The sequence below is a fragment of the Lysobacter sp. DMC104 genome (assembly GCF_056313665.1).
Map to the genome: position 1 here is coordinate 113,692 of NZ_JBQUZW010000006.1, position 23,188 is coordinate 136,879.

22 protein-coding genes and 1 tRNA gene are annotated in these 23,188 nt (G+C 68.4%); 13 read left to right on the forward strand and 10 right to left on the reverse strand.

The window, feature by feature from the left end:
- Positions 1–5: 5 nt before the first annotated feature.
- On the reverse strand, positions 6–1,286 hold the full coding sequence (gene pheA, locus ACT53R_RS09670) for a prephenate dehydratase (protein WP_476171659.1): 1,281 nt from the start codon (positions 1,284–1,286) through the stop codon (positions 6–8).
- The gene (serC, locus tag ACT53R_RS09675) at positions 1,279–2,364 is read right to left on the reverse strand and encodes a 3-phosphoserine/phosphohydroxythreonine transaminase (protein WP_476171660.1); all 1,086 of its coding nucleotides are present in this window, start codon (positions 2,362–2,364) and stop codon (positions 1,279–1,281) included. Before serC ends, pheA begins: the two co-directional genes overlap by 8 nt.
- Positions 2,365–2,550: 186 nt before the next feature.
- Between serC and msrP the strand changes: the two genes are divergently transcribed.
- Both msrP and msrQ read left to right on the forward strand, forming a co-directional pair.
- On the forward strand, positions 2,551–3,531 hold the full coding sequence (gene msrP, locus ACT53R_RS09680; RefSeq protein ID WP_476171661.1) for a protein-methionine-sulfoxide reductase catalytic subunit MsrP: 981 nt from the start codon (positions 2,551–2,553) through the stop codon (positions 3,529–3,531).
- A 136-nt stretch (positions 3,532–3,667) separates the two neighbouring features.
- Entirely contained in the window at positions 3,668–4,318 is a 651-nt protein-coding gene (gene msrQ, locus ACT53R_RS09685; RefSeq protein ID WP_476171662.1) for a protein-methionine-sulfoxide reductase heme-binding subunit MsrQ, read from the forward strand.
- On the opposite strand, the gene ACT53R_RS09690 is transcribed toward msrQ, so the two are convergent.
- Positions 4,295–5,086: an FHA domain-containing protein gene (locus tag ACT53R_RS09690; protein WP_476171663.1), complete on the reverse strand. Its 792-nt coding sequence runs from the start codon at positions 5,084–5,086 to the stop codon at positions 4,295–4,297. The two genes, msrQ and ACT53R_RS09690, sit on opposite strands and share 24 nt — an antisense overlap.
- Positions 5,087–5,194: 108 nt before the next feature.
- Here ACT53R_RS09690 and ACT53R_RS09695 point away from each other — a divergent pair, with 108 nt between their 5' ends.
- On the forward strand, positions 5,195–5,470 hold the full coding sequence (locus ACT53R_RS09695; RefSeq protein ID WP_476171664.1) for a polyhydroxyalkanoic acid system family protein: 276 nt from the start codon (positions 5,195–5,197) through the stop codon (positions 5,468–5,470).
- 41 nt (positions 5,471–5,511) lie between these two features.
- Here ACT53R_RS09695 and ACT53R_RS09700 read toward each other — a convergent pair whose 3' ends face one another.
- Positions 5,512–6,318 carry a DUF8198 family protein gene (locus ACT53R_RS09700; RefSeq protein ID WP_476171665.1) on the reverse strand — a complete coding sequence of 269 codons (807 nt, stop codon included), beginning with the start codon at positions 6,316–6,318 and terminating at the stop codon, positions 5,512–5,514.
- 181 nt (positions 6,319–6,499) lie between these two features.
- On the opposite strand from ACT53R_RS09700, the gene ACT53R_RS09705 reads away from it, so the two are divergent.
- Together ACT53R_RS09705 and ACT53R_RS09710 are read left to right on the forward strand one after the other, a co-directional pair.
- The gene (locus ACT53R_RS09705; RefSeq protein WP_476171666.1) at positions 6,500–7,789 is read left to right on the forward strand and encodes a patatin-like phospholipase family protein; all 1,290 of its coding nucleotides are present in this window, start codon (positions 6,500–6,502) and stop codon (positions 7,787–7,789) included.
- Positions 7,790–7,943: 154 nt separating this feature from the next.
- Positions 7,944–8,498, forward strand: coding sequence for a phasin family protein (locus ACT53R_RS09710; protein ID WP_476171667.1), 555 nt, complete (start codon positions 7,944–7,946; stop codon positions 8,496–8,498).
- Positions 8,499–8,851: 353 nt separating this feature from the next.
- Here ACT53R_RS09710 and ACT53R_RS09715 read toward each other — a convergent pair whose 3' ends face one another.
- Positions 8,852–10,840 carry an SDR family oxidoreductase gene (locus tag ACT53R_RS09715; protein WP_476171668.1) on the reverse strand — a complete coding sequence of 663 codons (1,989 nt, stop codon included), beginning with the start codon at positions 10,838–10,840 and terminating at the stop codon, positions 8,852–8,854.
- A 230-nt stretch (positions 10,841–11,070) separates the two neighbouring features.
- On the opposite strand from ACT53R_RS09715, the gene ACT53R_RS09720 reads away from it, so the two are divergent.
- The 3 genes from ACT53R_RS09720 to ACT53R_RS09730 all read left to right on the forward strand — a co-directional run bounded on the left by ACT53R_RS09720 (position 11,071) and on the right by ACT53R_RS09730 (position 12,295).
- Positions 11,071–11,328 (forward strand): acyl-CoA-binding protein, encoded by a 258-nt coding sequence (locus tag ACT53R_RS09720; RefSeq protein WP_476171669.1) that lies wholly within the window; start codon positions 11,071–11,073, stop codon positions 11,326–11,328.
- A 39-nt stretch (positions 11,329–11,367) separates the two neighbouring features.
- Positions 11,368–11,994: a TetR/AcrR family transcriptional regulator gene (locus tag ACT53R_RS09725; protein ID WP_476171670.1), complete on the forward strand. Its 627-nt coding sequence runs from the start codon at positions 11,368–11,370 to the stop codon at positions 11,992–11,994.
- Between the two features lie 106 nt (positions 11,995–12,100).
- Positions 12,101–12,295, forward strand: a complete 195-nt coding sequence (locus tag ACT53R_RS09730) for a hypothetical protein (protein WP_476171671.1) — start codon at positions 12,101–12,103, stop codon at positions 12,293–12,295.
- 82 nt (positions 12,296–12,377) lie between these two features.
- Here the strand turns inward: ACT53R_RS09730 and ACT53R_RS09735 are convergent, their stop codons facing one another.
- Positions 12,378–12,776, reverse strand: a complete 399-nt coding sequence (locus ACT53R_RS09735) for a hypothetical protein (protein ID WP_476171672.1) — start codon at positions 12,774–12,776, stop codon at positions 12,378–12,380.
- Positions 12,777–12,945: 169 nt separating this feature from the next.
- Here ACT53R_RS09735 and ACT53R_RS09740 point away from each other — a divergent pair, with 169 nt between their 5' ends.
- Together ACT53R_RS09740 and ACT53R_RS09745 are read left to right on the forward strand one after the other, a co-directional pair.
- Positions 12,946–13,797, forward strand: a complete 852-nt coding sequence (locus ACT53R_RS09740; protein ID WP_476171673.1) for a hypothetical protein — start codon at positions 12,946–12,948, stop codon at positions 13,795–13,797.
- 57 nt (positions 13,798–13,854) lie between these two features.
- Positions 13,855–13,929: transfer RNA gene (locus ACT53R_RS09745), tRNA-Val, on the forward strand.
- A gap of 138 nt (positions 13,930–14,067) precedes the next feature.
- Here ACT53R_RS09745 and ACT53R_RS09750 read toward each other — a convergent pair.
- From ACT53R_RS09750 to ACT53R_RS09760, 3 genes are all read right to left on the reverse strand, one after another.
- Positions 14,068–16,593, reverse strand: a complete 2,526-nt coding sequence (locus tag ACT53R_RS09750; RefSeq protein WP_476171674.1) for a peptidoglycan-binding domain-containing protein — start codon at positions 16,591–16,593, stop codon at positions 14,068–14,070.
- Between the two features lie 67 nt (positions 16,594–16,660).
- Positions 16,661–17,533: an early set domain-containing protein gene (locus tag ACT53R_RS09755; protein ID WP_476171675.1), complete on the reverse strand. Its 873-nt coding sequence runs from the start codon at positions 17,531–17,533 to the stop codon at positions 16,661–16,663.
- Between the two features lie 61 nt (positions 17,534–17,594).
- Entirely contained in the window at positions 17,595–18,611 is a 1,017-nt protein-coding gene (locus ACT53R_RS09760) for an XVIPCD domain-containing protein (protein ID WP_476171676.1), read from the reverse strand.
- A 299-nt stretch (positions 18,612–18,910) separates the two neighbouring features.
- Between ACT53R_RS09760 and ACT53R_RS09765 the strand changes: the two genes are divergently transcribed.
- The 3 genes from ACT53R_RS09765 (at position 18,911) to ACT53R_RS09775 (ending at position 21,372) form a co-directional block, all read left to right on the forward strand.
- Positions 18,911–19,519 carry a hypothetical protein gene (locus tag ACT53R_RS09765; RefSeq protein ID WP_476171677.1) on the forward strand — a complete coding sequence of 203 codons (609 nt, stop codon included), beginning with the start codon at positions 18,911–18,913 and terminating at the stop codon, positions 19,517–19,519.
- 13 nt (positions 19,520–19,532) lie between these two features.
- The gene (locus ACT53R_RS09770; protein WP_476171678.1) at positions 19,533–20,246 is read left to right on the forward strand and encodes a hypothetical protein; all 714 of its coding nucleotides are present in this window, start codon (positions 19,533–19,535) and stop codon (positions 20,244–20,246) included.
- 91 nt (positions 20,247–20,337) lie between these two features.
- Positions 20,338–21,372 (forward strand): patatin-like phospholipase family protein, encoded by a 1,035-nt coding sequence (locus tag ACT53R_RS09775; protein WP_476171679.1) that lies wholly within the window; start codon positions 20,338–20,340, stop codon positions 21,370–21,372.
- A 78-nt stretch (positions 21,373–21,450) separates the two neighbouring features.
- Here the strand turns inward: ACT53R_RS09775 and ACT53R_RS09780 are convergent, their stop codons facing one another.
- The gene (locus tag ACT53R_RS09780) at positions 21,451–23,181 is read right to left on the reverse strand and encodes a hypothetical protein (RefSeq protein ID WP_476171680.1); all 1,731 of its coding nucleotides are present in this window, start codon (positions 23,179–23,181) and stop codon (positions 21,451–21,453) included.
- Positions 23,182–23,188 lie beyond the last annotated feature (7 nt).

Genomic DNA, 23,188 nt, shown 5'->3' on the forward strand with positions numbered 1-23,188 from the left:
TCCGGTTACGGCACCGCCACCGGGTACGAGCCCAGCACGCGCACGTCGCCGGCGTAGCGGTCGATCTCGGCCAGCGCGTCCTTCAGCGGCGATTCCTCGGCATGGCCGGCCACGTCGATGAAGAACGCGTACTGCCACAGCTTGCCGTGCGCGGGACGCGATTCGATGCGGTTCATGCTGATCTCGCGCCGCGCCAGCGGTTCGAGGATGCGGTACAGCGCGCCGGGCTGGTCGCGGATGAAGACCAGCAGCGACGTGCGGTCGTGACCCGAACTCGGGAACGACGCGCGACCGATCACGAGGAACCGCGTGGTGTTGTCGGCGCGGTCCTGGATCGGGCCGGCGACGACCTTCAGGCCGTAGGCATGGCCCGCGTTTTCGCCGGCGATGGCGGCGGCGTCATCCGCGTTGCGCGCGCGGCGCGCGCCCTCGGCGTTGCTGACCACCGCGTGCTTCTCGACCTTCGGCAGGTTCTGCCGCAGCCACGCCTTGCACTGCGCCAGCGACAGCGCGTGCGAGTAGACGCGTTCGATGTCCTCGATGTGCCCGGTGCGCGACAGCAGGTACTGGTTCACCCGCAGCTCGATCTCGCCGCAGATCATCAGCGGCGAGGTCAGGAACAGGTCAAGCGTGGACTGGATGGTACCGGTGCCGGAGTTCTCCACCGGCACCACGCCGAAATCGGCATGGCCGGCGGCGACGTCGTCGAAGACTTCTTCGACCGTGCCGAGCGGCAGCGCCATCGCCGAGTGGCCGAAGTGCTTGTAGACCGCCTGCTGCGAGAACGTGCCCTCGGGGCCGAGGTAGCCGATGCGCAGCGGTTCCTGCTGGGCGAGGCAGGCGGACATGATCTCGCGGTACAGCCGCACCAGCACTTCGTCCGACAGCGGACCTTCGTTGCGGTCGACCACACGGCGCAGCACCTGCGCCTCGCGTTCGGGGCGGTAGTAGTCGACCGCGGCGGCGAGCTTGCCCTTGGCCTTGCCGACCTGGTGCGCCCACAGCGCACGCTCGGCGATCAGAGACTGGATCTCGCGGTCGATGCCGTCGATCTGCGCGCGCACGGCGGCGAGGTCGGGCTTGCCCTGCGCGTCGGTCGGGATGCCGACCGACGCCGGCGACTTCGCGCGGGACGGCTTGCCGGCGGCCACGTCATCCGCGGCAGGCGCCGCCGCTGGTTTCACGACGGGTTTCACGACGGGCGTCGCGGCGGCCTTGGCGGCGGGCTTCCTGCCGGATATGGCGGCGACGTCCTTCGCCGGCTTGCGCGGACGTCGGTCAGCCATGACGTTGCTTGAAGTCCTGCATGAAATCGACCAGCGCCTGCACGCCTTCGACCGGCATGGCGTTGTAGATCGAGGCGCGCATGCCGCCGACGGCGCGGTGGCCCTTCAGCGCCAGCAGGCCGGCGGCCTTGGCTTCGGACAGGAACGGCTTGTCCAGCGCGTCGTCGTGGAGGATGAAGGGCACGTTCATGCGCGAACGCACGGCCGGGTTCACTTCGTTGCGGTAGAAACCGCCGGAGCCGTCGATCGCGTCGTACAGCAGCTTCGACTTGGCGGCGCTGCGGCGGGCGAACTCGGCGACGCCGCCTTCGTCCAGCATCCACTTCACGTTGAGGCCGAGCATGTACCAGTTCCAGGTCGGCGGCGTGTTGAGCATCGACTCGCCCTTGGCGTGCGAGGCGTAGTTGAAGATGTCGGCGCGCGGCTGGCCGGCGCGTTCCAGCAGGTCCTTGCGGATGATCACGACCGTGATGCCGACCGGGCCGAGGTTTTTCTGCGCACCGGCGTAGATCACGCCGTACTTCGAGATGTCGACCGGCTCGGAGGCGATGTTCGAGCTGAAGTCGGCGACCAGCGGCACGTCGCCGACGTCCGGGGTGTCGCGGAATTCGACGCCGTGGATGGTCTCGTTGGCGGTGATGTGGACGTAGGCGGCGTCGGGCGTGAGCTGCCAGGTGTCGCGGGCCGGGATGTCGCGGAAGCCGCCGGCCTCGCTGGTCGCGGCGACGCGCACGTCGACGTAAGGCTTGGCCTGCTTCACCGCGGTCTTGCCCCAGTGGCCGCTGAGGACGTAGTCCACGGCCTGGCCGGGGGCGGCGATGTTGAGCGGGATCAGCGCCTGCTGGGTGGTGGCGCCGCCGCCGAGGAACAGCACGGCGTAGTCGGACGGGATCGACATCAGGGTGCGCAGGTCGGCTTCGGCCTGGGCGGCGACTTCGATGAACTCGGCACCGCGGTGGCTGTGCTCGACGATCGACGCCCCGGAATCGCGCCATTCCAGCATTTCGGCCTGGGCCTGGCGGAGGACGCTTTCGGGCAGGGCGGCGGGACCGGCACTGAAGTTGAACGCGCGCGACATCGGAGTTCCAGAAGGTGTGAGGTGGGCCCCCGAGTATGCCGCAGCGCAGCAACCTTGTGGAACTGAACGGAGGTCGATCCGGCATGTCGACATGCCCGAAACCCGCGAATCCGGCGCAACCGAATGCCCGCTGGCCTCGTCTTATAGTCGAATGTGCCGGTCGGCCCCCTTTCCCGGAGATATCGCATGCCCCTGCCCGCCTCCCTCCGCGACGCCCTGCGCGTCCCCGCCGACGAGATCACCGACGAGTCTGTCTGGCGCGACCGCCGGCGGCTGCTCGGCCTGCTCGCCGCCAGCCCCACCCTCGCCCTGTCCGGTTGCGCCGAGGCCGACCCGCCCCCGCCGCCGAAGACGGCCGCCAACCCGGCGCAGGTCAAGGCCGGTTTCCGCACGTCCGAGGAACTGACCCGCTACGAGGACGCCACCCGCTACAACAACTTCTACGAGTTCGGCACCGGCAAGGGCGACCCCGGCGAGGCGGCCAAGACCCTGCGCACGTCGCCGTGGTCGATCGCGGTGTCCGGCGAATGCGCCAAGCCCGGCCGGCTGGATCTGGCCGAGCTGATCAAGTCCCGCAAGCCGGAGGAACGGGTCTACCGCATGCGCTGCGTCGAAGGCTGGTCGATGGTGCTGCCATGGCTGGGCATCCCGCTGGCGGAGGTGCTGAAGCGGTTCGAGCCGACCTCGAAGGCGAAGTTCGTCGCCTTCACCAGCCTGGCGGACCCGCAACAGATGCCCGGCGTGAACTACCGCTCAATCGACTGGCCGTACCGCGAGGGCCTGCGCATCGACGAAGCCATGCATCCGCTGACCCTGCTCGCCACCGGCCTGTACGGCAAGCCGCTGCCGCAGCAGAACGGCGCGCCGGTGCGGCTGGTGGTCCCGTGGAAGTACGGCTTCAAGGGCATCAAGTCGATCGTCGCCATCCGCTTCGTCGAGAAGATGCCGCCGACCTCCTGGAACATGCTGCAGCCGGACGAATACGGCTTCTTCAGCAACGTCAACCCGAATGTCGACCATCCGCGCTGGAGCCAGAAGACCGAGCGCCGCATCAGCGGCACCGCCAGCAAGCTGTTCGCCGAACGCATCCCGACGCGCCTGTTCAACGGCTACGCGGAACAGGTGGCGGGGATGTACAAAGGCCTCGACCTGAAGAAGTGGTTCTGAAGTCCCCTGTTCGGTAGAGCGGCCTTCAGGCCGCTCCATTCCCTCGAAACAGCGGCAGGCGGAACACATTTCCGCTGCCTTCACACGTTTCCTTCGTTTCAAGCGGCCTCAAGGCCGCTCTACCGAACCCGTTCCCATGCCCAACGCTTCCAAACGCCCCATCGCCGCCAAGACCCTCGTCCACGCCCTCTGCCTGACGCCGCTGGCGATCCTCGGCTGGCAGTTCTGGGCGGTCTTCAAGACCGGCAGCGACGCCCTCGGGGCCGATCCGGTGGCCGAGGTCGAGCACCGTCTGGGGCTGTGGGCGCTGCGGTTCCTGATCCTGGTGCTGGCGATCACGCCGCTGCGGCACCTGACCGGGCAGACCGGGCTGCTGCGGTTCCGGCGGATGCTGGGCCTGTACGCCTTCGCCTACGCCACGCTGCACTTCGCCGCGTACCTGGCGCTGGACCTGCGCGGCTACTGGACGCAGATCTTCGAGGAGATCGCCAAGCGCCCGTACATCACCGTCGGCTTCGCCGCCTGGCTGCTGCTGGTGCCGCTGACGATCACCTCCACCCGCGGCTGGATGCGGCGGCTGGGCCGTCGCTGGGGCCAACTGCACAAGCTGGTCTACGCCATCGGCGTCTTCGCCGTGCTGCACTTCTGGTGGCTGGTGAAGTCCGACATCCGCGAGCCGGCGCTGTACGCCGGACTGCTCGCCATCCTGCTGGGCGCGCGGCTGGTGCGGCGGTTGCGGACGCGGGCGGCGACGCCGTCGCGGTCAGTGGCCGCCCAGCAGCAGTAGCGCAGCGATCACCGCCGCCAGCAGCAGGGCGGCCAGCAGCAGCCACGACAGGTTGCGGTCGCGACGCGGCGGCGGCGCAGGCTCCTGGGCGGGCTCGACCACGACCGTGCTGCGCGCGGGCGTCGCGCCGTGGGCCGCGGGGGCCTCGATCACGAACCGATGGTGCTGGTCGAACACGATCTGGTCGCCCGGCGCCAGCAGCGCGTCGCGCACCGGCATGCCGTTGACCACGCTGCCGTCGCCGCTGCCGAGGTCGCGCAGCACCACCCGGTTGCCGATCATCTCGATGCGGGCGTGACGCTCGGCGAAGGCCGGGTCGTCGATGCGGATGTGGGCGTCTTCGCTGCGCCCGACCAGCCGCGGGGATTCGAGCGTGAAGCTGCGGCCGTGGTGCCGCCCGCCCACGCCGCGCACGACCACCCGGCAGTCGCCCTGGAATTCGCCGGGCACGTGGCGCATCGCATCGGGCAGCTTCTCCACGGGTTTCGACGACACCAGCAGCATTTCCACGCCGTCGAGATAGATCGCATCGCCCAGGCGCAGCATCGCCATGCGCTTCACCGGCCGACCGTTGACGTGGATGCCGCGGGCGCCGTCGGCCACCGTCATCCACACCCCGCGCCGATCGACGAACAGCCGCACCGACGGCGCCTCGTCGTCGCCGACCAGGCCGACCGTGTCACCGATGCGGCCGATGGCGTGCACCCCGGCGCCGAGTGGCATTTCCGGATGGTGGTGCTGGGGGAAACGGAGTTTCAGACCTTCCATGCGGGCGCAATCTAGCATGCTCCACGGGCCTGGGCTCCCGGCGACAACAGTCCGCGGCATGGTTAGACTTCCGCCGATTCGACCCTTCGCACGCCCTCGGGAGCCTTCATGTCCGGCATCGACATCCGTCATTCGCATTCCCTCCCGCACGCCAAGGCGCGCAAGGCCGTGGAGGAAGTCGCGAAGAAACTCGCCGAGCGCTTCGATGTCGAGTACAGCTGGCAGGGCGACGACCTGCACTTCAGCCGCTCCGGCGTGGACGGCAAGATCGCGCTCAAGCCGAAGGAACTGCACGTGACCGCGAAGCTCGGCTTCCTGGTGTCGGCCTTCAAGGGCCCGATCGAGCACGAGATCCAGCGCGTCCTCGACGAACGCTTCAGCTGATCGGCTTCACCTGATCGGGCGAGCCCGGCAATCCCCGCGCCTCAGCGCTTCGCGCGCCGGGTCCGGCGGGCGCCGGGCGGATGCGCGTCCGGCAGCGGCGCGAACGGCTGCGGGGCCCCGGCGAACAACCGGCGCGAGACCTCGCGTTCGCTGCGCTCGATGTCGGCAAGGAAGTCCTCGACGTCGTCCAGCTCGCCGTAGGCGCCGAAGCCGCGTTCCAGGAACGACTGCAGCTCGCCGAAGCCCGCCGCCCGCGCCGGGCCGCGCAGCATCGCCAGCAGGGTCGCGACGCCGCGGGTTCGCAGCGCGTGCCCGAGCCCGACACCGGCGACCACGATCAGGTCGATCTGGTGCGCCCGCAACCGCGGCAACCCCACCTCGCGGTAGGCACGGGCGTAGAGATCGTCGTCCAGCACCTTGCGTCGCGGCGCCAGCCGTTCCAATGCCTCGGCCATGCGCAGGTCGAAGGCATGGCTCAGCGCCCCGAGCTCGACCGCGTCGGCCAGCGTCTCCACCAGGCTCTGCGGCATCAGCCGCAGCATCATCGGCGCGACTCGGGCGATGTCGGCGTCGCGGCGACTGAAATCGCGGTCGCCGTAGAGATCGGTCAGGAAGAATTCCGCCGCCGGCCGCCGCTTCGGGTCGCTCATGAAACCCTCGAAACTCGCCGCCAGCCGCGCCGCCTGCCAGCGCCGCAGCTCGGGCAGCCAGCGCAGCCCGTTGCGCGGCTCGCGCGCGGGATCGTGCAGCGCCTGATGCCAGGCGAGCCGTCGCGTCAGCGCCGCGCCGAGGCTGCGGCGATCGAGCCGGCGTCCTTGGAACGCCTTGCCGGGGGTGACCGTCTTCATCGCCGGGATGATCGGCCGCTTGCCGCGATGCGGCAAGCATCGGCGAGACGGCCCGTGAGGACATGCGCCGAATCAAGGACTTGATCGTGCCCGACACCGGAAACCGCGACGGCCGACTGCGCCCCGCGTTGGCCGAACGACCTTTCGGCTACACTCGACCGGTTCCCTTCGTAGCGTCCGCATGCTCTCACTCCACGCCGCACCGCGACCGGTCCAGTCCGGGCCGAACCGTCGCCGGGCCAAGTCCGCCGCCGTCTCCGCCCCCTCCAACGCCCGCATCGGACTCGCCATCGCCGGCGGCGGGCCGATCGGTGCGATGTACGAGCTGGGCGCGCTGCGCGCCCTCGACGACGCGCTCGACGGCCTCGACCTCACCCGGCTGGACAGCTATGTCGGCGTCAGCAGCGGCGCGTTCCTCGCCGCCGGCCTCGTCAACCGCATGAGCACGACCGAGATGTGCCGGATCTTCATCACCGGCGACAGCGACGACGTGCCGTTCCGCCCGGAACAGTTCCTGCGCCCGGCGGTGTTCGAATACATGCGCCGGGCCTCGGCGCTGCCCCGGCTGGCGTTCGAGTGGTGGAGCAGCCTGCTGTCGCCGCGCGAATCGCGCCTGACCGACCTGATGCTGCGCTTTGGCAGCCTGGTGCCCACCGGGCTGTTCGACAACGCCGAGATCGAACGCTTCCTGCGCGAGGTCTTCTCCCGGCGCGGCCGCAGCAACGATTTCCGCCAGCTCGATCGCGACCTGTTCGTGGTCGCGGTCGATCTCGACAGCGGCGAGGCCGTGCGCTTCGGCGCCGACCCGTGGAAGGACGTCCCGATCTCCCGGGCCGTGCAGGCCAGCGCGGCGCTGCCGGGGCTGTACCCGCCGGTGGAAGTGCGTGGCCGGCACTACGTCGACGGCGCCCTGCGCCGCACCATGCACGCCTCGGTGCTGCTGGACCGCGGCATCGACCTGCTGATCGGCATCAATCCACTGGTGCCGTTCGATTCCACCCAGGTCGATCGCGACACCGGCCCGCGCCCCGCGCAAGGCCCGCACCGCATCTGGCAGGGCGGCCTGCCGGCGGTGATGTCGCAGACGTTCCGCACCCTGCTGCAGTCGCGCATGCAGGTCGGTCTGGCGAAATACGCCCAGCAGTACCCGGGGATCGACCAGTTGATCTTCGAACCGAACGCCAGCAACGGCGAGATGTTCTTCACCAACGCCTTCAGCTTCTCCAACCGCCGCCGTGTGTGCCAACTCGGCTACCGCAACACGCTGCAGGACCTGCGCGATCGCGCGGACACCCTCGGCCCGGTGCTGGCCGCGCATGGCATCCGCCTGCGCCGGGACGTACTGGACGATCGTCATCGCACGGTCCTCAGCGGACTGGGCAGCGCGCCCCCGCGCAGCACCGAGACCACGGCGCGCCTGCGCCGCGCGCTCGACGAAACCGAACACCTGCTGCGCAGCCGGCGCGGCTGATCGCCGCGTCACGCGCCTGCGCCGGCCATCGCCAAGCAGGCATGCTGCACGGCGATCCGATCCGATCGCGTGATCGGATCGCGCTTCGTGTGAATACTCTAGACAACTCCCGCATTCTGCCGCGCAATCGATCACGCGCCCGCTGGGAGGGCATATGGCCAAGTTCAAGAAGACCACCGCGAAGAAGACCAGCTCCAAGGCCAAGGCTGCACCGGCCGGCAACGCCGAACAGTTGTCCAAGACCCTCAGTGAATCCGCCCAGCAGGTGTGGCTGGCCGGCGTCGGCGCGTTCTCGCGCGCGCAGGCCGAAGGCGGCAAGCTGTTCGAGGCGCTGGTGAAGGAAGGCATGGGTCTGGAGCAGACCATGCGCAAGTTCGCCGGCGGCCGCGCCGACGTCGTCCGCGATGCGGTCGAGAGCCGCGTCGGTCAGGCCCGCGAGCGCGCCACCGACACCTGGGACAAACTGGAGAAGGTGTTCGAAGACCGCGTCCAGCGCGCCCTCGTCAAGCTGGGCGTGCCCAGCCGCGAAGACCTCAACGACCTCAGCGCCCGCGTCGAGGCCCTGACCGCCGAGCTGCGTCGCCAGGGCGGCAAGCCGGCCGCCGAGCCGCGCAAGGCAAAGGCTGCGAAGAAGGCCGCCGCTCCGGCCGCTGCCGCCAAGGCCCCGGCCAAGCGCGTGCGCAAGCCCAAGCCGACCACCGCGGAGTGATCGCCGGAAGATGAACCGGAACGCCGGCGGGACGCATTTCCGTCTCCCGCCGGCCGCTTTCCTCTGCTAGGGTACGTAAACGGTTACACCGCACTCTCTCGCGCCGCGGAAGCGACGCCCAAGTTGACGGCTCCGACCGTCTCTTACACCCGCCGACCACTGACGAAGTCCGTAGCTCCCCTCCCCTCACGGCTTCTGGTAGGCGGGTTTCTTTTTGCCCGCGATCCGGGAAGCACGGCGACGGAGGCGACTCGCTCGCGACGCGCCGGGATGGCTCCCCCGAACGACGAAAGGCAGCCTCCCGGCTGCCTTTCGTGTGCCCGGCGCAGACGTTCAGGCCTGCATGCATCGATTCACCAGTGCACGCCGCGCATCAGCGCCGCGAAGGCGATCTGTTCCTGGCTCGGCTGTTCTTCCTTGAGCGCCTTCTTGTCGCCCTTGGCCGCGGCCGAATCCGGGAACAGCTCGAACGCGGTACTCATGATGACCTCGTAGGCCTTCGGCGCCACGGCGTTGAGCAGCGCCGAGAAGATGCCCAGGCGCGTCGCGATCCGGCTGGGCTTCTCGATGACGCCCTTCACCACCAGGTCCGCCGCTTCCTCCGGCGTCAGCGTGGGCACGCTGTCGTACATCTTGGTCGGCGCGATCATCGGCGTCTTCACCAGCGGCATGTTGATGGTGGTGAAGCTGATGCCCTTGCCCGACAGCTCGCCCTGCGCGCAGCGGCTGAAGGCGTCGAGCGCGGCCTTCGAGGCCACGTACGCGGAGAACCGCGGCGAATTGGCCAGCACGCCGATCGAACTGATGTTGATGATGTGGCCCTTGCGGCGCTGGATCATCGTCGGCATGAAGCCCATGATCAGGCGCAGGCAGCCGAAGTAGTTCAGCTGCATCGTGCGCTCGAAATCGTGGAAGCGGTCGTAGCTCAGCTCGATCGAACGGCGGATCGAGCGGCCGGCGTTGTTGATCAGGATGTCGACGTGGCCGTGTTCCTTCAGGACGGTCGCGACCAGCCGGTCGCAGTCGGCCATGTCCGCGAGGTCCGCGGTGTACGCGAAGACCTTGCCGCCCCTGGCCTTCATCTCGTCGCGCGCCTTGAACAGTTCCTCCTCGCCACGCGCCACGATGATCGTGACGGCGCCCGCCTCGGCCACGCGCTGGGCGCTGGCCAGACCGATGCCCGACGAACCGCCGGTGATGACCACCACCTTGTTGCGGACCTTGCCCTTGAGGGTGCGGTCGATGAACAGGTCGGGATCGAGGTGGCGCTCCCAGTAGTCCCACAGGCGCCAGGCGTAGGTGTCGAGGTTCGGCACCGCGATGCCGCTGCCCTTGAGCGCACGCTCGGTCTCGCGGTTGTCGAAACGGGTCGGATAGGTGATGAACTTCATCACCGCTTTCGGGATCTTGAAGTCGCGCAGCAGCATGCCGACGAAACGCTTCACCGGCGGCAGGCTGCCGATGGCGCCGCGCACGCCGCCCGGGATGAAGGCGAACATGCGCGCATCGAGGCGCATGGTCATCTCCGGCGCATGTCCGGCGCGGGCGAAGGTGTTCAGCACCTCGCCGACGCGCATCGGATCGGGATCGACCAGGTGGAAGCAGTGGCCGTCGAGCTTGGGCTTGTGCGCGATGTGGTCCATCGCGTCGACGACGAAGTCCACCGGCACCACGTTGATGCGCCCGCCCTCGACGCCCAGCATCGGCATCCACGGCGGCAGCACCTCGCGCATCTTCTTCAGCAGCGTGAAGAAGTAGTACGGGCCGTCGATCTTGTCCATCTCGCCGGTCTGCGAATGGCCGACCACCATGCCCGGACGGTAGATGCGCCATTTGACGCGCTTCTCCTTGCGCACCAGGCCTTCGGAATCGTGCTTCGTGCGCAGGTAGGGATCGTCCAGGCCCTCGGCCTCCTCGAACATGTCCTCGCGGAAGATGCCGGGATACAGGCCGGCGGCGGCGATCGAACTGGTGTGGTGGAAGCAACCCGCGCCGATGGCCGCGGCAAGATCCAGCGCATTCTGCGTGCCGTCGACGTTGGCCTTTCTCTGGCTCTCTGCGTCGGCGGTCAGGTCGTAGATCGCGGCGAGGTGGAAGAAGTGCTTGATCTTGCCCGACAGCGTGCGGAGCTGGGCCGGGGTCAGGCCGCACTTGGGCGCGGTCATGTCGCCATGCACCGGTACCACGCGCTTGGGATCCCACCCCATCTTCTTCGCGAGCGCGTCGTATTTCTTCTGCGAATCCTTGCGCACCAGCACGTAGATCGTGCCCTTGCGCTTGAGCAGGTTGCCGACCAGGAAACGGCCGACGAACCCGGTGGCACCGGTGACGAAATAACTCATGTCCTCGCCCTCACGAGAATGGTGATCAAATGCAAACGGCCGCGGCGCGACCGGCGACCTAACTTGCCAGACCGGGCGGACGAGGACAATCCGAGACCGCACGGTCGCCTCGGATCACGTCCCGGGACCACCTCGGCCGCCCCGCCCCGAGGGAGGCCCGTTGCGGCCTCCCCCGTTGACCCGCCCTCCGGGCCATGCTGTCATGCCGGCCTGACCGGAGGGGAGCACGCATGTCCGACCTGCAGAACAAATTCGAGCAAGCCGCCAAGGACGTCCAGGGCCTCGCGGAGCGCCCCGACAACGACACCCTGCTGCGCCTGTACGCGCTGTACAAGCAGGGCGCCGAAGGCGACGTCCACGGCGACAAGCCCGGCTTCTTCGATTTCGTCGGTACCGCCAAGTACGAGGCCTGGGCCAAGCTCAAGGGCACCGCGCAGGACGACGCGAAGAAGAAATACATCGACCTCGTCAAGAAGCTGGCCGGCTGACGCGGGCGGCCGTCACCCGACGGCCGGACCGCCCGATCGATGGCGAGACAGACCCGCCAACGCATCCTCGATGCCTCCCTCGCGATGTTCAACGCGCAGGGAGAGCCGAACGTCACCACCAATCACATCGCCGACGAGCTGGAGATCAGCCCGGGCAACCTGTACTACCACTTTCGCAACAAGGACGACATCATCGAGCAGTTGTTCCAGCGCTACGAAGAGCGCATGGACGACGCGCTCGCATCGCCGGGCGGACGGCTGCCGGAGCTCGAGGACATCTGGCTGCAGTTGCACCTCGTGTTCGAGTGCATCTGGGACTACCGCTTCCTGTATCGCGACCTGGTCGAGATCCTCAGTCGCAACCGCCGCCTGCGCCTGCGCTTCGCGCGCATCCTCAAGCGCGCCGACGATCGCGCGCACGGGGTCATGCGCGGGCTGACGCAGGCGGGCATCATGCGCGCATCGGCCGACGAGCTGGACGCGGCCGCGACCAACGTCCTCGTGCTGTCGACGTTCTGGCTCAACTATTCCTCGGCGCGCGGCGACCGCGACGAACAGGTCGCGATCCGCCAGGGCATCGTCCAGGTGATGATGCTGCTGGCCCCGTTCCTGCGCGATGCCGAGCGCGTGCATCTCAACACGCTGATCCGCGCCTACTTCGACTGAGCGCCGGCGAAAGCGCCAAAGTGTGGCGGTTGGCAGGAAAACGTGCCGCCATCAGGCATTAAGGTGCGCGCACAGGGGACACCAAGGAAGAAGGAGGATCCACGTCATGAAACGCGCCAAGATCGCCGCCCTCTGCGCCGGCTTCACGCTGATGGTCGCCGCATCAATCGCCGATGCCTGCACGACGAACACCTGCTACTCGGATTACCTGAAGTGCCGCCGCTCCGGCAGCGTATCGATGGCCGAGTGCTATGCCCGCTACGAAGACTGCCTCGCCGCGCACAACTGCCCGATCCCCTGATCGGACGGGCGCATCGACGATGCCGCACACGAAAAAGGGCGCCTCGCGGCGCCCTTTTTCGTTCGACGATGGAATCCGGGGCTCAGCCCTTGCGCGCGCGGCGCGTGGCGACCGGCTTGCGGGCGGGACGGCGGGACGTCTTCTTCGCAGCGGGCTTGCGGCCGCGACGGGCCGGACGCTTGGCCTTGCCCGGAGCGAACTTCGCGACCAGCGGCGACAGCGCCTCGTCGAGCTTGAGGCCGGCCTGGGCGACGCCGGTTTCGACACGGCTGCGCAGCTCGCCGGCACCTTCGAGCAGACGGGACCGGGTCTGCTCGACCATCGCCTTCGCCTGGCGACGCGCCTGGGCGGCGTTGTCGACCGCCTGCGCTGCCGTGGAGACGGTGGCGCGGCTGGCCATGGAGACGAGACCGAGGCCGGCGAGCCAGAAATGACGCGCATTCGCGCTCGGGACGGTGCGGGTGATCTTCTTGCGTGCCATGGATGTGCTCCGTTGCGGGGGTGCCGGTCGATCCGGCAAGGGACACGATCAGCATGCCCCGCACCCGCAGAGCAAACACACTAGGCAAGTGCACCCCCGCAAGGCACGGGGCTTGCCTCGCCCGATGACTCGCGGGATGCTGAATGCTTCCAACGCGAGGATCCGACACATGGCCAAGTCCGATTGGGCCGCCTTCCCCCACGACGCCAAGGGCTACGCCTACGCCGGCGATGCGCTGAAGAAGGCCTGGCCGAAACTGCACGCCGGCGACTGCGAACCGTTCCCGGACGACAAGCGCGCCGCCGCACTCATCAAGGCCGCCGGCAAGGCCGCGCCGAAGGGGCTGGACGCCGCCGGGCTCGCCGAAGCGCTGCAGGACGCCTGGCGGGCCTTCCATCGCGGCGATTTCAAGGCCGCCTACGACGCCGGCGAAGCGCTGGGCCCGGTCGGCGCATCGGTCGCGACCAAGGCGCTGGGCATCCACGCCACGTACCTCGTCGACGACGACAAGGAAAAGCTCAAGCGCTTCGAGCAGGCCGCGAAGCTGGCCGAGGCCGCGATCAAGGCACTGCCGGACGAGGCGAACAGCCATTATCGGCACGCCTTCGCACTGGGCCGCTACAGCCAGGGCCTGTCGATCACCAAGGCGCTGAAGGAAGGCATCGCCGGCAAGGTCCGCGCCTCGCTCGATACCGCGCTGGAACTGGCGCCCAAGCATGCCGAAGCGCACACCGCGATGGCGCTGTACCACGCCGAGATCATCTCCAAGATCGGCGCGATGATCGGCGGCCTGACCTACGGCGCCAAGGCCGCTGAAGCCGAAAAGCACATCAAGGAAGCGCTGAAGCTGACCCCGGCCTCGCCGATCGCGCTGATGGAATCGGGCAACGTGATGATGCTGCTGCACGGCGACAAGAAGGAAGACGACGCGGCCGCGGCGTACGAGAAGGCCGCCAAGACCAAGCCGCTCGACGCGATGGAAGCCCTGGACGCCGACCACGCCCGCTCCGAAATCGAATGACCGCGCCCCCGCTTGCCCGCGGCGGGCCGGGCCCGTAGAATGGCGGGCCCGAACATCGGGCGGTTAGCTCAGCGGTAGAGCATTGCCTTCACACGGCAAGGGTCGCAGGTTCGAACCCTGCACCGCCCACCAGACAGACGTCGCGCTTCGTGCACGACATGACAAAAGCCCGGCTTCCGCCGGGCTTTTGCTTTTCCGCCTTCCCGATACGGGGATGCGGGCGCCTTCGACACCACCGCACCCGATCGGATGCGGTGGTGTCCCTGGGCATCAGCGCTGGGCCACCGTCCGCGGCTGCGGGTCCTGCGGAGTGCCCTGCTGCTGCGGCGCCTGCTGTTGCTGCGCTTCCTGCGGAGCCGTCTGCTGTTGCGCGCGCGCCGCTTCCGCCATGCGCGAACTCTGGTCGACCGTCTGCGTCGTCGCCTGGGTGTAGTCGACGTACGAGTTCTTCGACGCCGGATTGGTCGGATTGCCCTCCACCGCCACCAGCAGCGACTGCCCGCTCGGCGTATTGGTCCTGGCGACGTGGTCGATCGAGTTCAGCCCGCTCGCCTTTGCATCGGCCGCGACGGCCGCCGCGGCCTTGATCAGTTCGTCCTGCGACTTGAAGCCGCCGCTGGGGCCGAGCTGTTGCAGGTTCGCCATCGCCTGCTCGTACAACCGGTGGTCCGGGTGCTTGGGATCGGCGATCGACGGTTTCTCCGTTTCCACCGAACGCTGCGGCTGGCCGGCATCGGTCGGCGGCTTCTCGGACGAGGACGCCGCTGGTTGCTGCGGATTGGGCGTCTGTTGCGGGGCGGTCTGCTGCGGCTGCTGCGGGTTGGGCGTCTGCTGCGGGGCGGTCTGCTGCGGCTGCTGCGGGTTGGGCGTCTGTTGCAGCGCAGTCTGCTGCGGCGGCGTCTGCGGAGCCGGAGTCTGCTGCTGGTCCGGATGGATGCCCAGCGCGGTCAGGGTGTCCTTGCCGGCCTTGCCGTCCACGGGGTGCAGCCCTTTCTGCTCCTGGTACTGCTTCACCGCCTGCTCGGTCAGGTCACCGAAGTGGCCCGTCGTCGGCAGCGGCTTGCCATTGACCTGGATGCCCGCCGCGTTCAGCGCTTCCTGCAACCGCTTCACGCCGGGGCCATCCTCGCCCTTGATCAACAGCTTGTCGTCGAGGCCGCCGCTCTGGCCATGGGCCGGACTGGGCTGGTTCTTGCCGAAGTTCTGCGGATCGCCGCTGAGTGCGCGATACGCATCGGCCTGGCTCATGCCGGCGGCGACGTTCTTCTGGTACTGCTCGCGCATGGCGTCGAGGCGGGTACCGACCTCGTCGGGCGTGATCGATGCGGAATTGTTGGCGGTGCCGCCGTAATGGCTGGCGCCGCCCTTGCGCGGATCGCCCACGCTCGCCCATTCCAGCGCCGCGGCGTACTGCGCGCGTTCGCGACCTTCGGGGCCGTTGGTCTGGCCGGTGATGTAGGCCTTGATGTCCGGGCGCTTCTCGTCGATCAGGTAGTCCGCGAAGATGCGCTCCTGCAACTGCGGGGTGAACTTGGCGTTCGGATCGATGCCCAGCGTGTTGACCGCACCGGTCATCGTGCTGGGGATCACCTGGTACTTGCCGACCGCGAACAGGCGATCGGGATCGCCGGACGGCAACCCCTGGCGACGCATGACCTCGCCGACGGTCATCTCCGAGAAGTCGATCTTGGCGCCATTCGCGTCACCGGCGCGGCCGCGGTTGTACGAGCCGTAGTCGCCCTCGCCGCGCGCAATGAGGTTGCCCAGCGGATTGTCGGAGCCGTAGTCGTTCGGCCCGCCCGAGATCCGGCCCGGCTGCTGCTGCTGCGGCTGCTGCTGCGGCTGCGGCTGCTGCTGCGGCTGCGGCTGCGGCTGCGGCTGCGGCTGCGGCTGCGGTTGCTGCGGTTGCTGCGGTTGCTGCGGTTGATTCTGCGTCGGCTGCTTCAGTCCGAGTGCCGTGAGCGTTTCATCACCCGCCTTACCGTCGACACCGAGACCATGCTGCGTCTGGTACTTGCGTACCGCTGCCTCGGTCATGTCGCCGTAGTAGCCGGTGGTCGGCAACGGCTGACCCCGGTCATCCCGGATGCCCGCAGCGTTCAACGCTTCCTGCAAATGCTTGACGGCATCGCCCCGTTCACCGTGCTTGAGCACGCCGTCGGCCATCGGATCGGCCGGAGTGGTCTGGCCGGTCGGTCCGGGTGTGTCGGGATACTGCTTCGTGTTGATTCGCTCACTCAGCACATCGCCGAGATAACGCTTGAACTGGGCCGGCTCGACCTCGATGTGCGCATGCACAGCCCCGGGACTCCCCACATCCGACTGACGCACGAGCGGCGCACCATACGGCACGAAGTCACCTTCCTTGTACGGAGAGCTGCCTCGTGCGCCGTGCAGGACCTGACCGACCAACTCGTTGTCCGGCGATCCCAGCGGCTTGCTCCAGATGCTGATGGCATTGGTGCCGTCGTTGCGGAACTGGACATAGCCCTGCACCGGATTGGGCACCATCACGGACTTGTTGCCGCTGGTCGTCTCGAGAATGAGATCCTTCATCACCAGTGGAATGCCATTTTGGTCGCCACGGGTGCGGACAGCCTCCAGTTCGCCATCGACGAACGCCCCGGGACGGTCCACTGCGGCCGGGTTGCCGGCGCGTACGGCCGCTGCATTGGTCTGGGGGTGATGAATCGCAAGCCACTCATAAGCTTGCTCGCCGCTGAAATCGCGCGGTACTTCACGATTGGTGCCGAGATCGATGCGGGGTTCGCGGAGAACGATGCGGTCGTCACTCATGGGATGTCCTCTTTCCTTGGTCCTGGTCTTGGTCTGTGTCGGTTATTCGATCTGCTTCGGCCCTGGATCAGGGCACCACATCGGGATCCGAGGTGAGCTGCCAGCAGTCGTTCCGGCGCTCGAAACGATAGGAAATGCCTTCGACATTGCCGGGAAGCGTGACGTAATAGGCGCCGTTGTCTTCGGGTTTTACGGCGACATCCGCCGGGATCACGCGGCCTTCGAGGTCGGGTTGCGGCTTGAGAATCCACTTGCCATCACGAAAGCGCAGCACGAAAGCGTCGTACTTCGCACCCTCCTCGTACACCATCACCGTATCGTCGCCATCCTCGCCGCCGCCGAGTTCGGCGACCTTCACCACCGGCGCGGTGAACGCCTGCTCGATCTTTGCATCGGAAGCGAAGGCCTTGAGGAACGCATCGAAGTCCTGCGACGGACAGGTCGCGGCCGTCGGGGCGGCGATCGGCGTGACTTCCCACGATTTCACCGCGAGCGACGATTCCTGGCCGGGCGTGTTCCAGCGCTCGTACGGGCCGTAGGTGGTGATGCCCATGCGCTGGCCGGTGGCGGTACTGGCGAAGTACATGTTGCAGTAGCCGTCGCCGCTGCAGCTCTCGACCTCCGGCAGCAAGCCGCAGACCTTGGAGCCATCGCCGGCGTTGTTCCAGCACTCCGGATCGCGCAGCGGCAGCCAGCCGGCGTCGGTCAGGCGCTTGCGCAGCGTCGCGTAGGGCATGCCTTCGCTGAAGCCGGCCTCGATCGACGCCGTGGGCGTCACCGCAGCGGTCGCCAGGACGGCCGCTGCTGCAGGCGTTGCCGCGGCCGTCGTGGCGGCGGCGGGCGCGGCATCGCCCGCCTGTGCGGCGGGCTTGCAGCCGACAAGCAGCAGGCCGGCGCTCAGCAGGGAAACGCTCAGCAGGGAGGGGCGGGAAGTGCGCATGGTCCAGTTCCTCGGATCCGTTGGAAGGGGTGATCGAATGAAGGGAAGTCGGACGCCGGCGTCAGAGGCCGCGTCCTCGCGATTCGGGCGACTGGGCGACGGCCGGGGACTCGGCGACGGCGGGCAGCGCCGCCAACTGCGCGGTCGAACGCTCCAGCGGCTGCGAGACGAGCTGCGCCACGTTGAGCGGGACGGCCTGCTGCGACGGCGCCCCGAGCTCGCCCTGCACGGCGAATACCGTGCCCGGCTGGCCGGGAACGACATGGTCGATGCGCACAAGCCCGGCGGCACGCGCGGCGACCAGCAGCGAACCGGCGGCGCGACCGCGCGCCGCCTCGTCGTCCAGGCCGGGCACCTTCGCCAGCGCGTCGCAGGCGCTGCGGAAACGGCCGTGTTCGGGATGCGCGGGATCGGCGAGCGTGCCCGCCAGTCCCGGCGGCACGGCCGCGGCCGCGCGCGCCTGCGGGTCGAGGGCCATGAGCTTCTCGAGGCCGTCGCCGTTGCGGGTGATGTCGTGCATGCGGTCATAGTTGCTGGCGCCGCTGGCGTCGCGGTAGACGCGTCCGCCGACCATGGCGTCGCGGGCGCTGTTGAAACCGACGATGTGCGCGGCCTTGAGGAAACCGGCGACGCGCGCGGGCTTCTCGTCCTCGGCCAGGAAGCCCTGCTCGCGAGCACGGGCATAGTCGCGCTCGGCATTGATGCGGAAGGCCTGGTCCTGCAGCGCGGGCGAAGCCTTGTAGGCGTCCAGGCTGAGGCCGTTCTTCCAGTTGGCCGGGTCCTGCAGGAACTCGGTCATTGCCCCGGTCCGCGCCCATGCCCATTCCGACCGATGGCCGCTCATGGCCCGGTCGAGCTTGTCCTGATCGAGATAGCCGGCCGCGGCGAGAAAGGCGGCGCCGGCCTTGTAGCGGCCCGTGAAGCCCAGACGATCGACGGCGTCGAGGTCGCCGCCGCGGCTTTCGCTGAGCACGGTCGATGCGACCAGCCTGCGCGTGGTCGCATCGTCGAGTGACGCGATGTTCCCCGCGTCCCAGGTGTCGGCAGTGGCCACTGCCTTCTGTCGAATATCAGCCATCCACCGATCTCCAATGGATATTCAACGGTCGAATTGTTCAGCGCGTCCGGACGGGCCGGGCCACGCAGCGATGTGGTGCATCGACCGGGTCGATGCCGTACCGGGACAGGGCCCTCCGCGTCCGTCGGGCGCCGGTGCATGCACCGGCGGCTCCGGCCGCGTGTCGTCCCCGACGGCACGCCGGCAGGAACGGCCTGTCACGGCCGCGACCGGCAGGCTAGCAAGTCCACCCCCGGCTGGAAAGTCCCCGAGTCCGCGCTGCTAGACTTCCGACCCTCTCCCGCACCGGATTCATGTCCATGAAGAGCGCCGGCATCGCCCTGGTTTCCGCGGCCGGCCTGGTGGTCGGCATCCTGGCGTACGAGGCCCTCAAGCCCTCGCCCCTGTCGGCCCCCGACCCGAGCATGGTCCAGGCCGAGGTCGACCGGCTGGAGACGGAGGCCCGCCAGGCACATCCGGGGATGGCGCCCAGCGATGCCATGAAGGAAGTCGCACTGCGCAAGGCCCGCGAAGCCATGACCCAGGGCGACGCCCGGACCCGCGCGCAGAACGCCGCCGGCATCTTCTTCGGCGCCTACGTCATGAACACCCGCGCCCGCGCCACCTACTGCCGGCAGCGCGGCGTCGACCTCACCCCGTTCACGTCCGCCTTCGCCAGCGTCCATCGCGACGAGCTGGCGCGGACGCAGGCGATCTTCCGGGAAGCCGGCCTGAACCCGGACACCTTCGCCGGCACGCTGGAAGCCCAGTTCGTGCCGATGGTCGAGCAGGACATGCGCGACTTCGCCAACGGCGCCGGCGTGCCGGTCGACAAGGCCTGCACCCTGTTCAACGAGAAGGCGACGCAGATCGCACAGCTGATCAGCGTGCCGCAGGAAGTACGGCAGGCGTTGTTCGCCGCGCGCTGAGCCGCGAAGGGCGATGACGACCTCCCCGACGCCCGCCTCCGTCGCGGACGCGGTCGGTCGTCGCCGCGCCTGGTGGATCGCTGCCGTCGTCGGCACGTTGGCGAGCCTCGGGGCGCCGGTGCTGGCACCGTTCCCGCTGCTGGTGGTGTCGCGACTGCGGGGCTGGCGCCTGCCGGAACGTCTGTCGCCGGCAAGCCGCCTGCTGATCGCGACCGTCGTCGCCGGGCTGCTGCTGGAAACCGGTGCATGGGCGCACAACCTGATGCGCGCGGCGCCGGAGCCGGCGTTGTTCCACCCGCAACTCTTCGCCGACCTGCTGATCGGCTTCGGTTTCTATCTCGGCTGGTGGCTGGCGTGGTGGCTGCTGGCGCGGCGGTTCCGCTTCACGGTCCGCGAGGTGTTCGTCGTCACCGCACTGTATGGCGTGCTGATCGAACAGCAGGGCCGCGTCTTCCTGGCCGGCCTGTCGACACTGCCCGCCGGCGTGCTGCTGTGGCTGTTCGTCGCGCTGGCCTACGGCTCGACCATGGCGCTGGCCTGGACCTGGGCGGGCGATCCATGGCCGCCGCAGCCCGGGGCGCCTCGTCGCCGCCGGAAATATCCGTTGGCCTGGATCGCCCTGTTCGCAGGTTCGACGCTGCTGATCATCCTCTGGAACCTGCCGATCGAAGCCCTGCACCTGCTGCCGCCGAAGCGGCTGCCGATGGCCGAACACCCGTTCTGGTGACGACGGCGACGCGCGCAGCGGTTGCGCGCGGTTCACGGCCCGCGCCGGTTTGCTGCGATCATGCACGGGTTTTTCCCAACGCCGGTCCGCCATGCGCCGCTTCCGCCCCGCTTTCGTCGCCTGTTGTCTCGTCGTGCTCGCCGCCTGCGGCAGCCCCACGCGCCCCACCCCGCCGCCGGCGGTCGTGACCCCGCCGCCCGCGCCGAAGCCGGTGAAGATCCGCATCGGCCTGGCCCTCGGTGGCGGTGCGGCCAAGGGCTTCGCCCACATCGGCGTGATCAAGATGCTCGAAGCCAACGGCTTCAAACCGGAAGTCGTGTCCGGCACCAGCGCCGGCAGCGTGGTCGGAGCGCTCTACGCCAGCGGCATGAACGTGTTCCAGATGCAGGAAAACGCGGTCGCGCTGGACGAGGCCGAGATCCGCGACGTCACGTTGTTCAACGGCGGCCTGATCCAGGGCCAGAAGCTGCAGGACTACGTCAACCGCATGGTCGGCAACCGGCCGTTCGAGAAGCTCGCCCTGCCCTTCGCCGCGGTGTCGACGAAGCTGGAAACCGGCGACCGCATGGTGTTCGCGCGCGGCAACGTCGGCCAGGCGGTGCGCGCCTCGTGCAGCATCCCCGGCGTGTTCGAGCCGGTGCGCATCGGCGATGTGCATTACGTCGACGGCGGCGTGGTCAGCCCGGTGCCGGTGGACGCCGCACGCCAGCTCGGCGCCGACTTCGTCATCGCCGTCGACATTTCCACGAAGACCACCGGCGCGACGCCGAAGAACATGCTCGGCGTGGTCAACCAGTCGATCACGATCATGGGCCAGCGCCTCGGCGCGCAGGAGATGACCCGCGCCGACGTGGTGATCCGGCCGAAGGTCAACGACATCGGCGCCGCCGATTTCGAACAGCGCGGTCGCGCGATCCTCGAAGGCGAGAAGGCCGCGCTGGCGGCGATCCCGCAGATCCGCGCGAAGCTGGCGCAACTGCGTGCCACGCGCCAGCGCGCCGAAGCCGACCGCCTCGCCCGCCAGCGCGCCGCCGAGGAAGCGAAACGACCGAAGTGCGAGAAGCCCGGCATGATCGGCGGCCTGTTCGGGAAGGACGAAACCTGCGTGCCGGCGTCGAATCGCTGACGCTGTGCAGCCCTCGCCACTGAAAGAAGAAGGGCCGGCAATGCCGGCCCTTCTCGCGAGGATCACGGCGGGAGCGAATCAGTGGGTGAAACGCAGTTGTCCAGCGAAGAAGTTCTGCAGGAGATTGCTCGCCTCGCAGCTGCCGGATGCGAAGTCCGCGAAATCCTGCCGCCTACGAAGCAGGTCGCCCAGCCGATGCGGGCCGCCCATTCCCGCGGGATCCGGCTTGAGGAAGGTCGACGGCGCGGACAGGCTGCCCTCGCCGACCAGGAACTTCGACAGCGCGCTGGCATGCCCGGGCATGCGCACGTCGACATGCACGAAGCGGGTGTGATCGCCCGCGAGGTTGTCGCGCGCCTCTCCGCCATGACAACCGTTGCAGGTCGCGAGCGAGAACTTGTGCCGGACCTCCGCCCCCACCGGCCAACCGGCGGGAGGCATCCACACGCGATCGTCGGTCACGTCCGGCGTGACGGTCGCCCCGGCGAGAAACGGCACCACCTCGAATATCCGGGGAGAAAAGCTCGCGGGTACCACGTGCCGATCGCCGAGGATTTCGGCGCGACGCTGCGCCATGAACGCCGCCAGCACGGGATCGCGATCGTATCCGGCATCAGGCGTCTGCGCCGTCGACACGAGTTTCAGCCGGGTGTCTCCCGTCGGGATCACGAACTGGCGCAATTCCCATGGTGCCCCGAGCGCGATCTCGTTGGTGCGGACCTGGTTGATCGCACTGCCGTTGGGCTTCGCCGGAGCGGCATTCGCCACGGTCACGCGATCCGTGATGGCCTGCAAGGCGGCGTTGTATCCCGGCGTTCCGAGCGGTGAGACCGACAGGCCCCGCCATTCGCCAGCGTAATCCTTCACGGCGGAACAGCCACGGATCGGAACACCGTATTCGAAGATCACCGTGAACGGCAGCGCCGAGCACCCCTGCTGCTCCTGGCCGTCGACCACGCCGAACACGAATCGCAGTTCGCCGCCGTTGCCGCCGCCGTAGATCGGATTGCCGCGCAGGTCGAGGCGGTTCACGATGGCCAGCAGCCGGAACGGAGCCCGATCCAGATCGAGGCGACCATCCGGCCGGCGCCGCCAGTGATCCAGCACCCGGCTTTTCATCGCAAGCCGGCTGCGCACGGGATGCGTGTTGACTTCGTGGTACGAAAGCCAGTCTTTCATCCACAGTTCCACGAAATCGTCGACCGTGACACCACTGCGGGGCGTGTTGGCCATGCCGGTCATCAGGGTCTTGAAGGTCCACGCACCATCCGGATTGCCGCGGTTGGCGCAGATGTCGTAGGTCCGGACCGGATCTTCGACCACGCCCAGATCGGTGACGGTCAACATGCGCGCAGGGTCGATGGCGCCTGCAGGCACACCCACCGTTCCCCGCGGAATGCGGAACGCGCTGCCGTTCGCACGGGCCAGGCTGACGATGCCCGGATCGAGCACGTCGAGCCGTTCCTCGCCGACCATGTCGCGCCCGTCGAAACGCGGCGCGACCGGTTCCTTGTACTGCGCCAGGTCTGCGGCACGCGCCTTTTGCTCGGCGACGAACGCATCGAAATCGAAATGGACATCGCCCTCGAAGCGCCGCGGATCCTGCTCGCTCCGCTTGAAGACCGCGGAACGCTGGTCGACTTCGATGTCGAACGTGTCCGGAAGCGTTTCCTCGCCGCCGAACCGCACCGAAAGCCTCGCATTGCGTTCGGGATCCTTCGCCCATTCCATCGGCGTGATCTCGATGTCCTCGGCCGGAGGCATGTCGACGGGCGATGCCGACGTCGCGGCAGCAATCGCGTCGGGCATGGCGCCA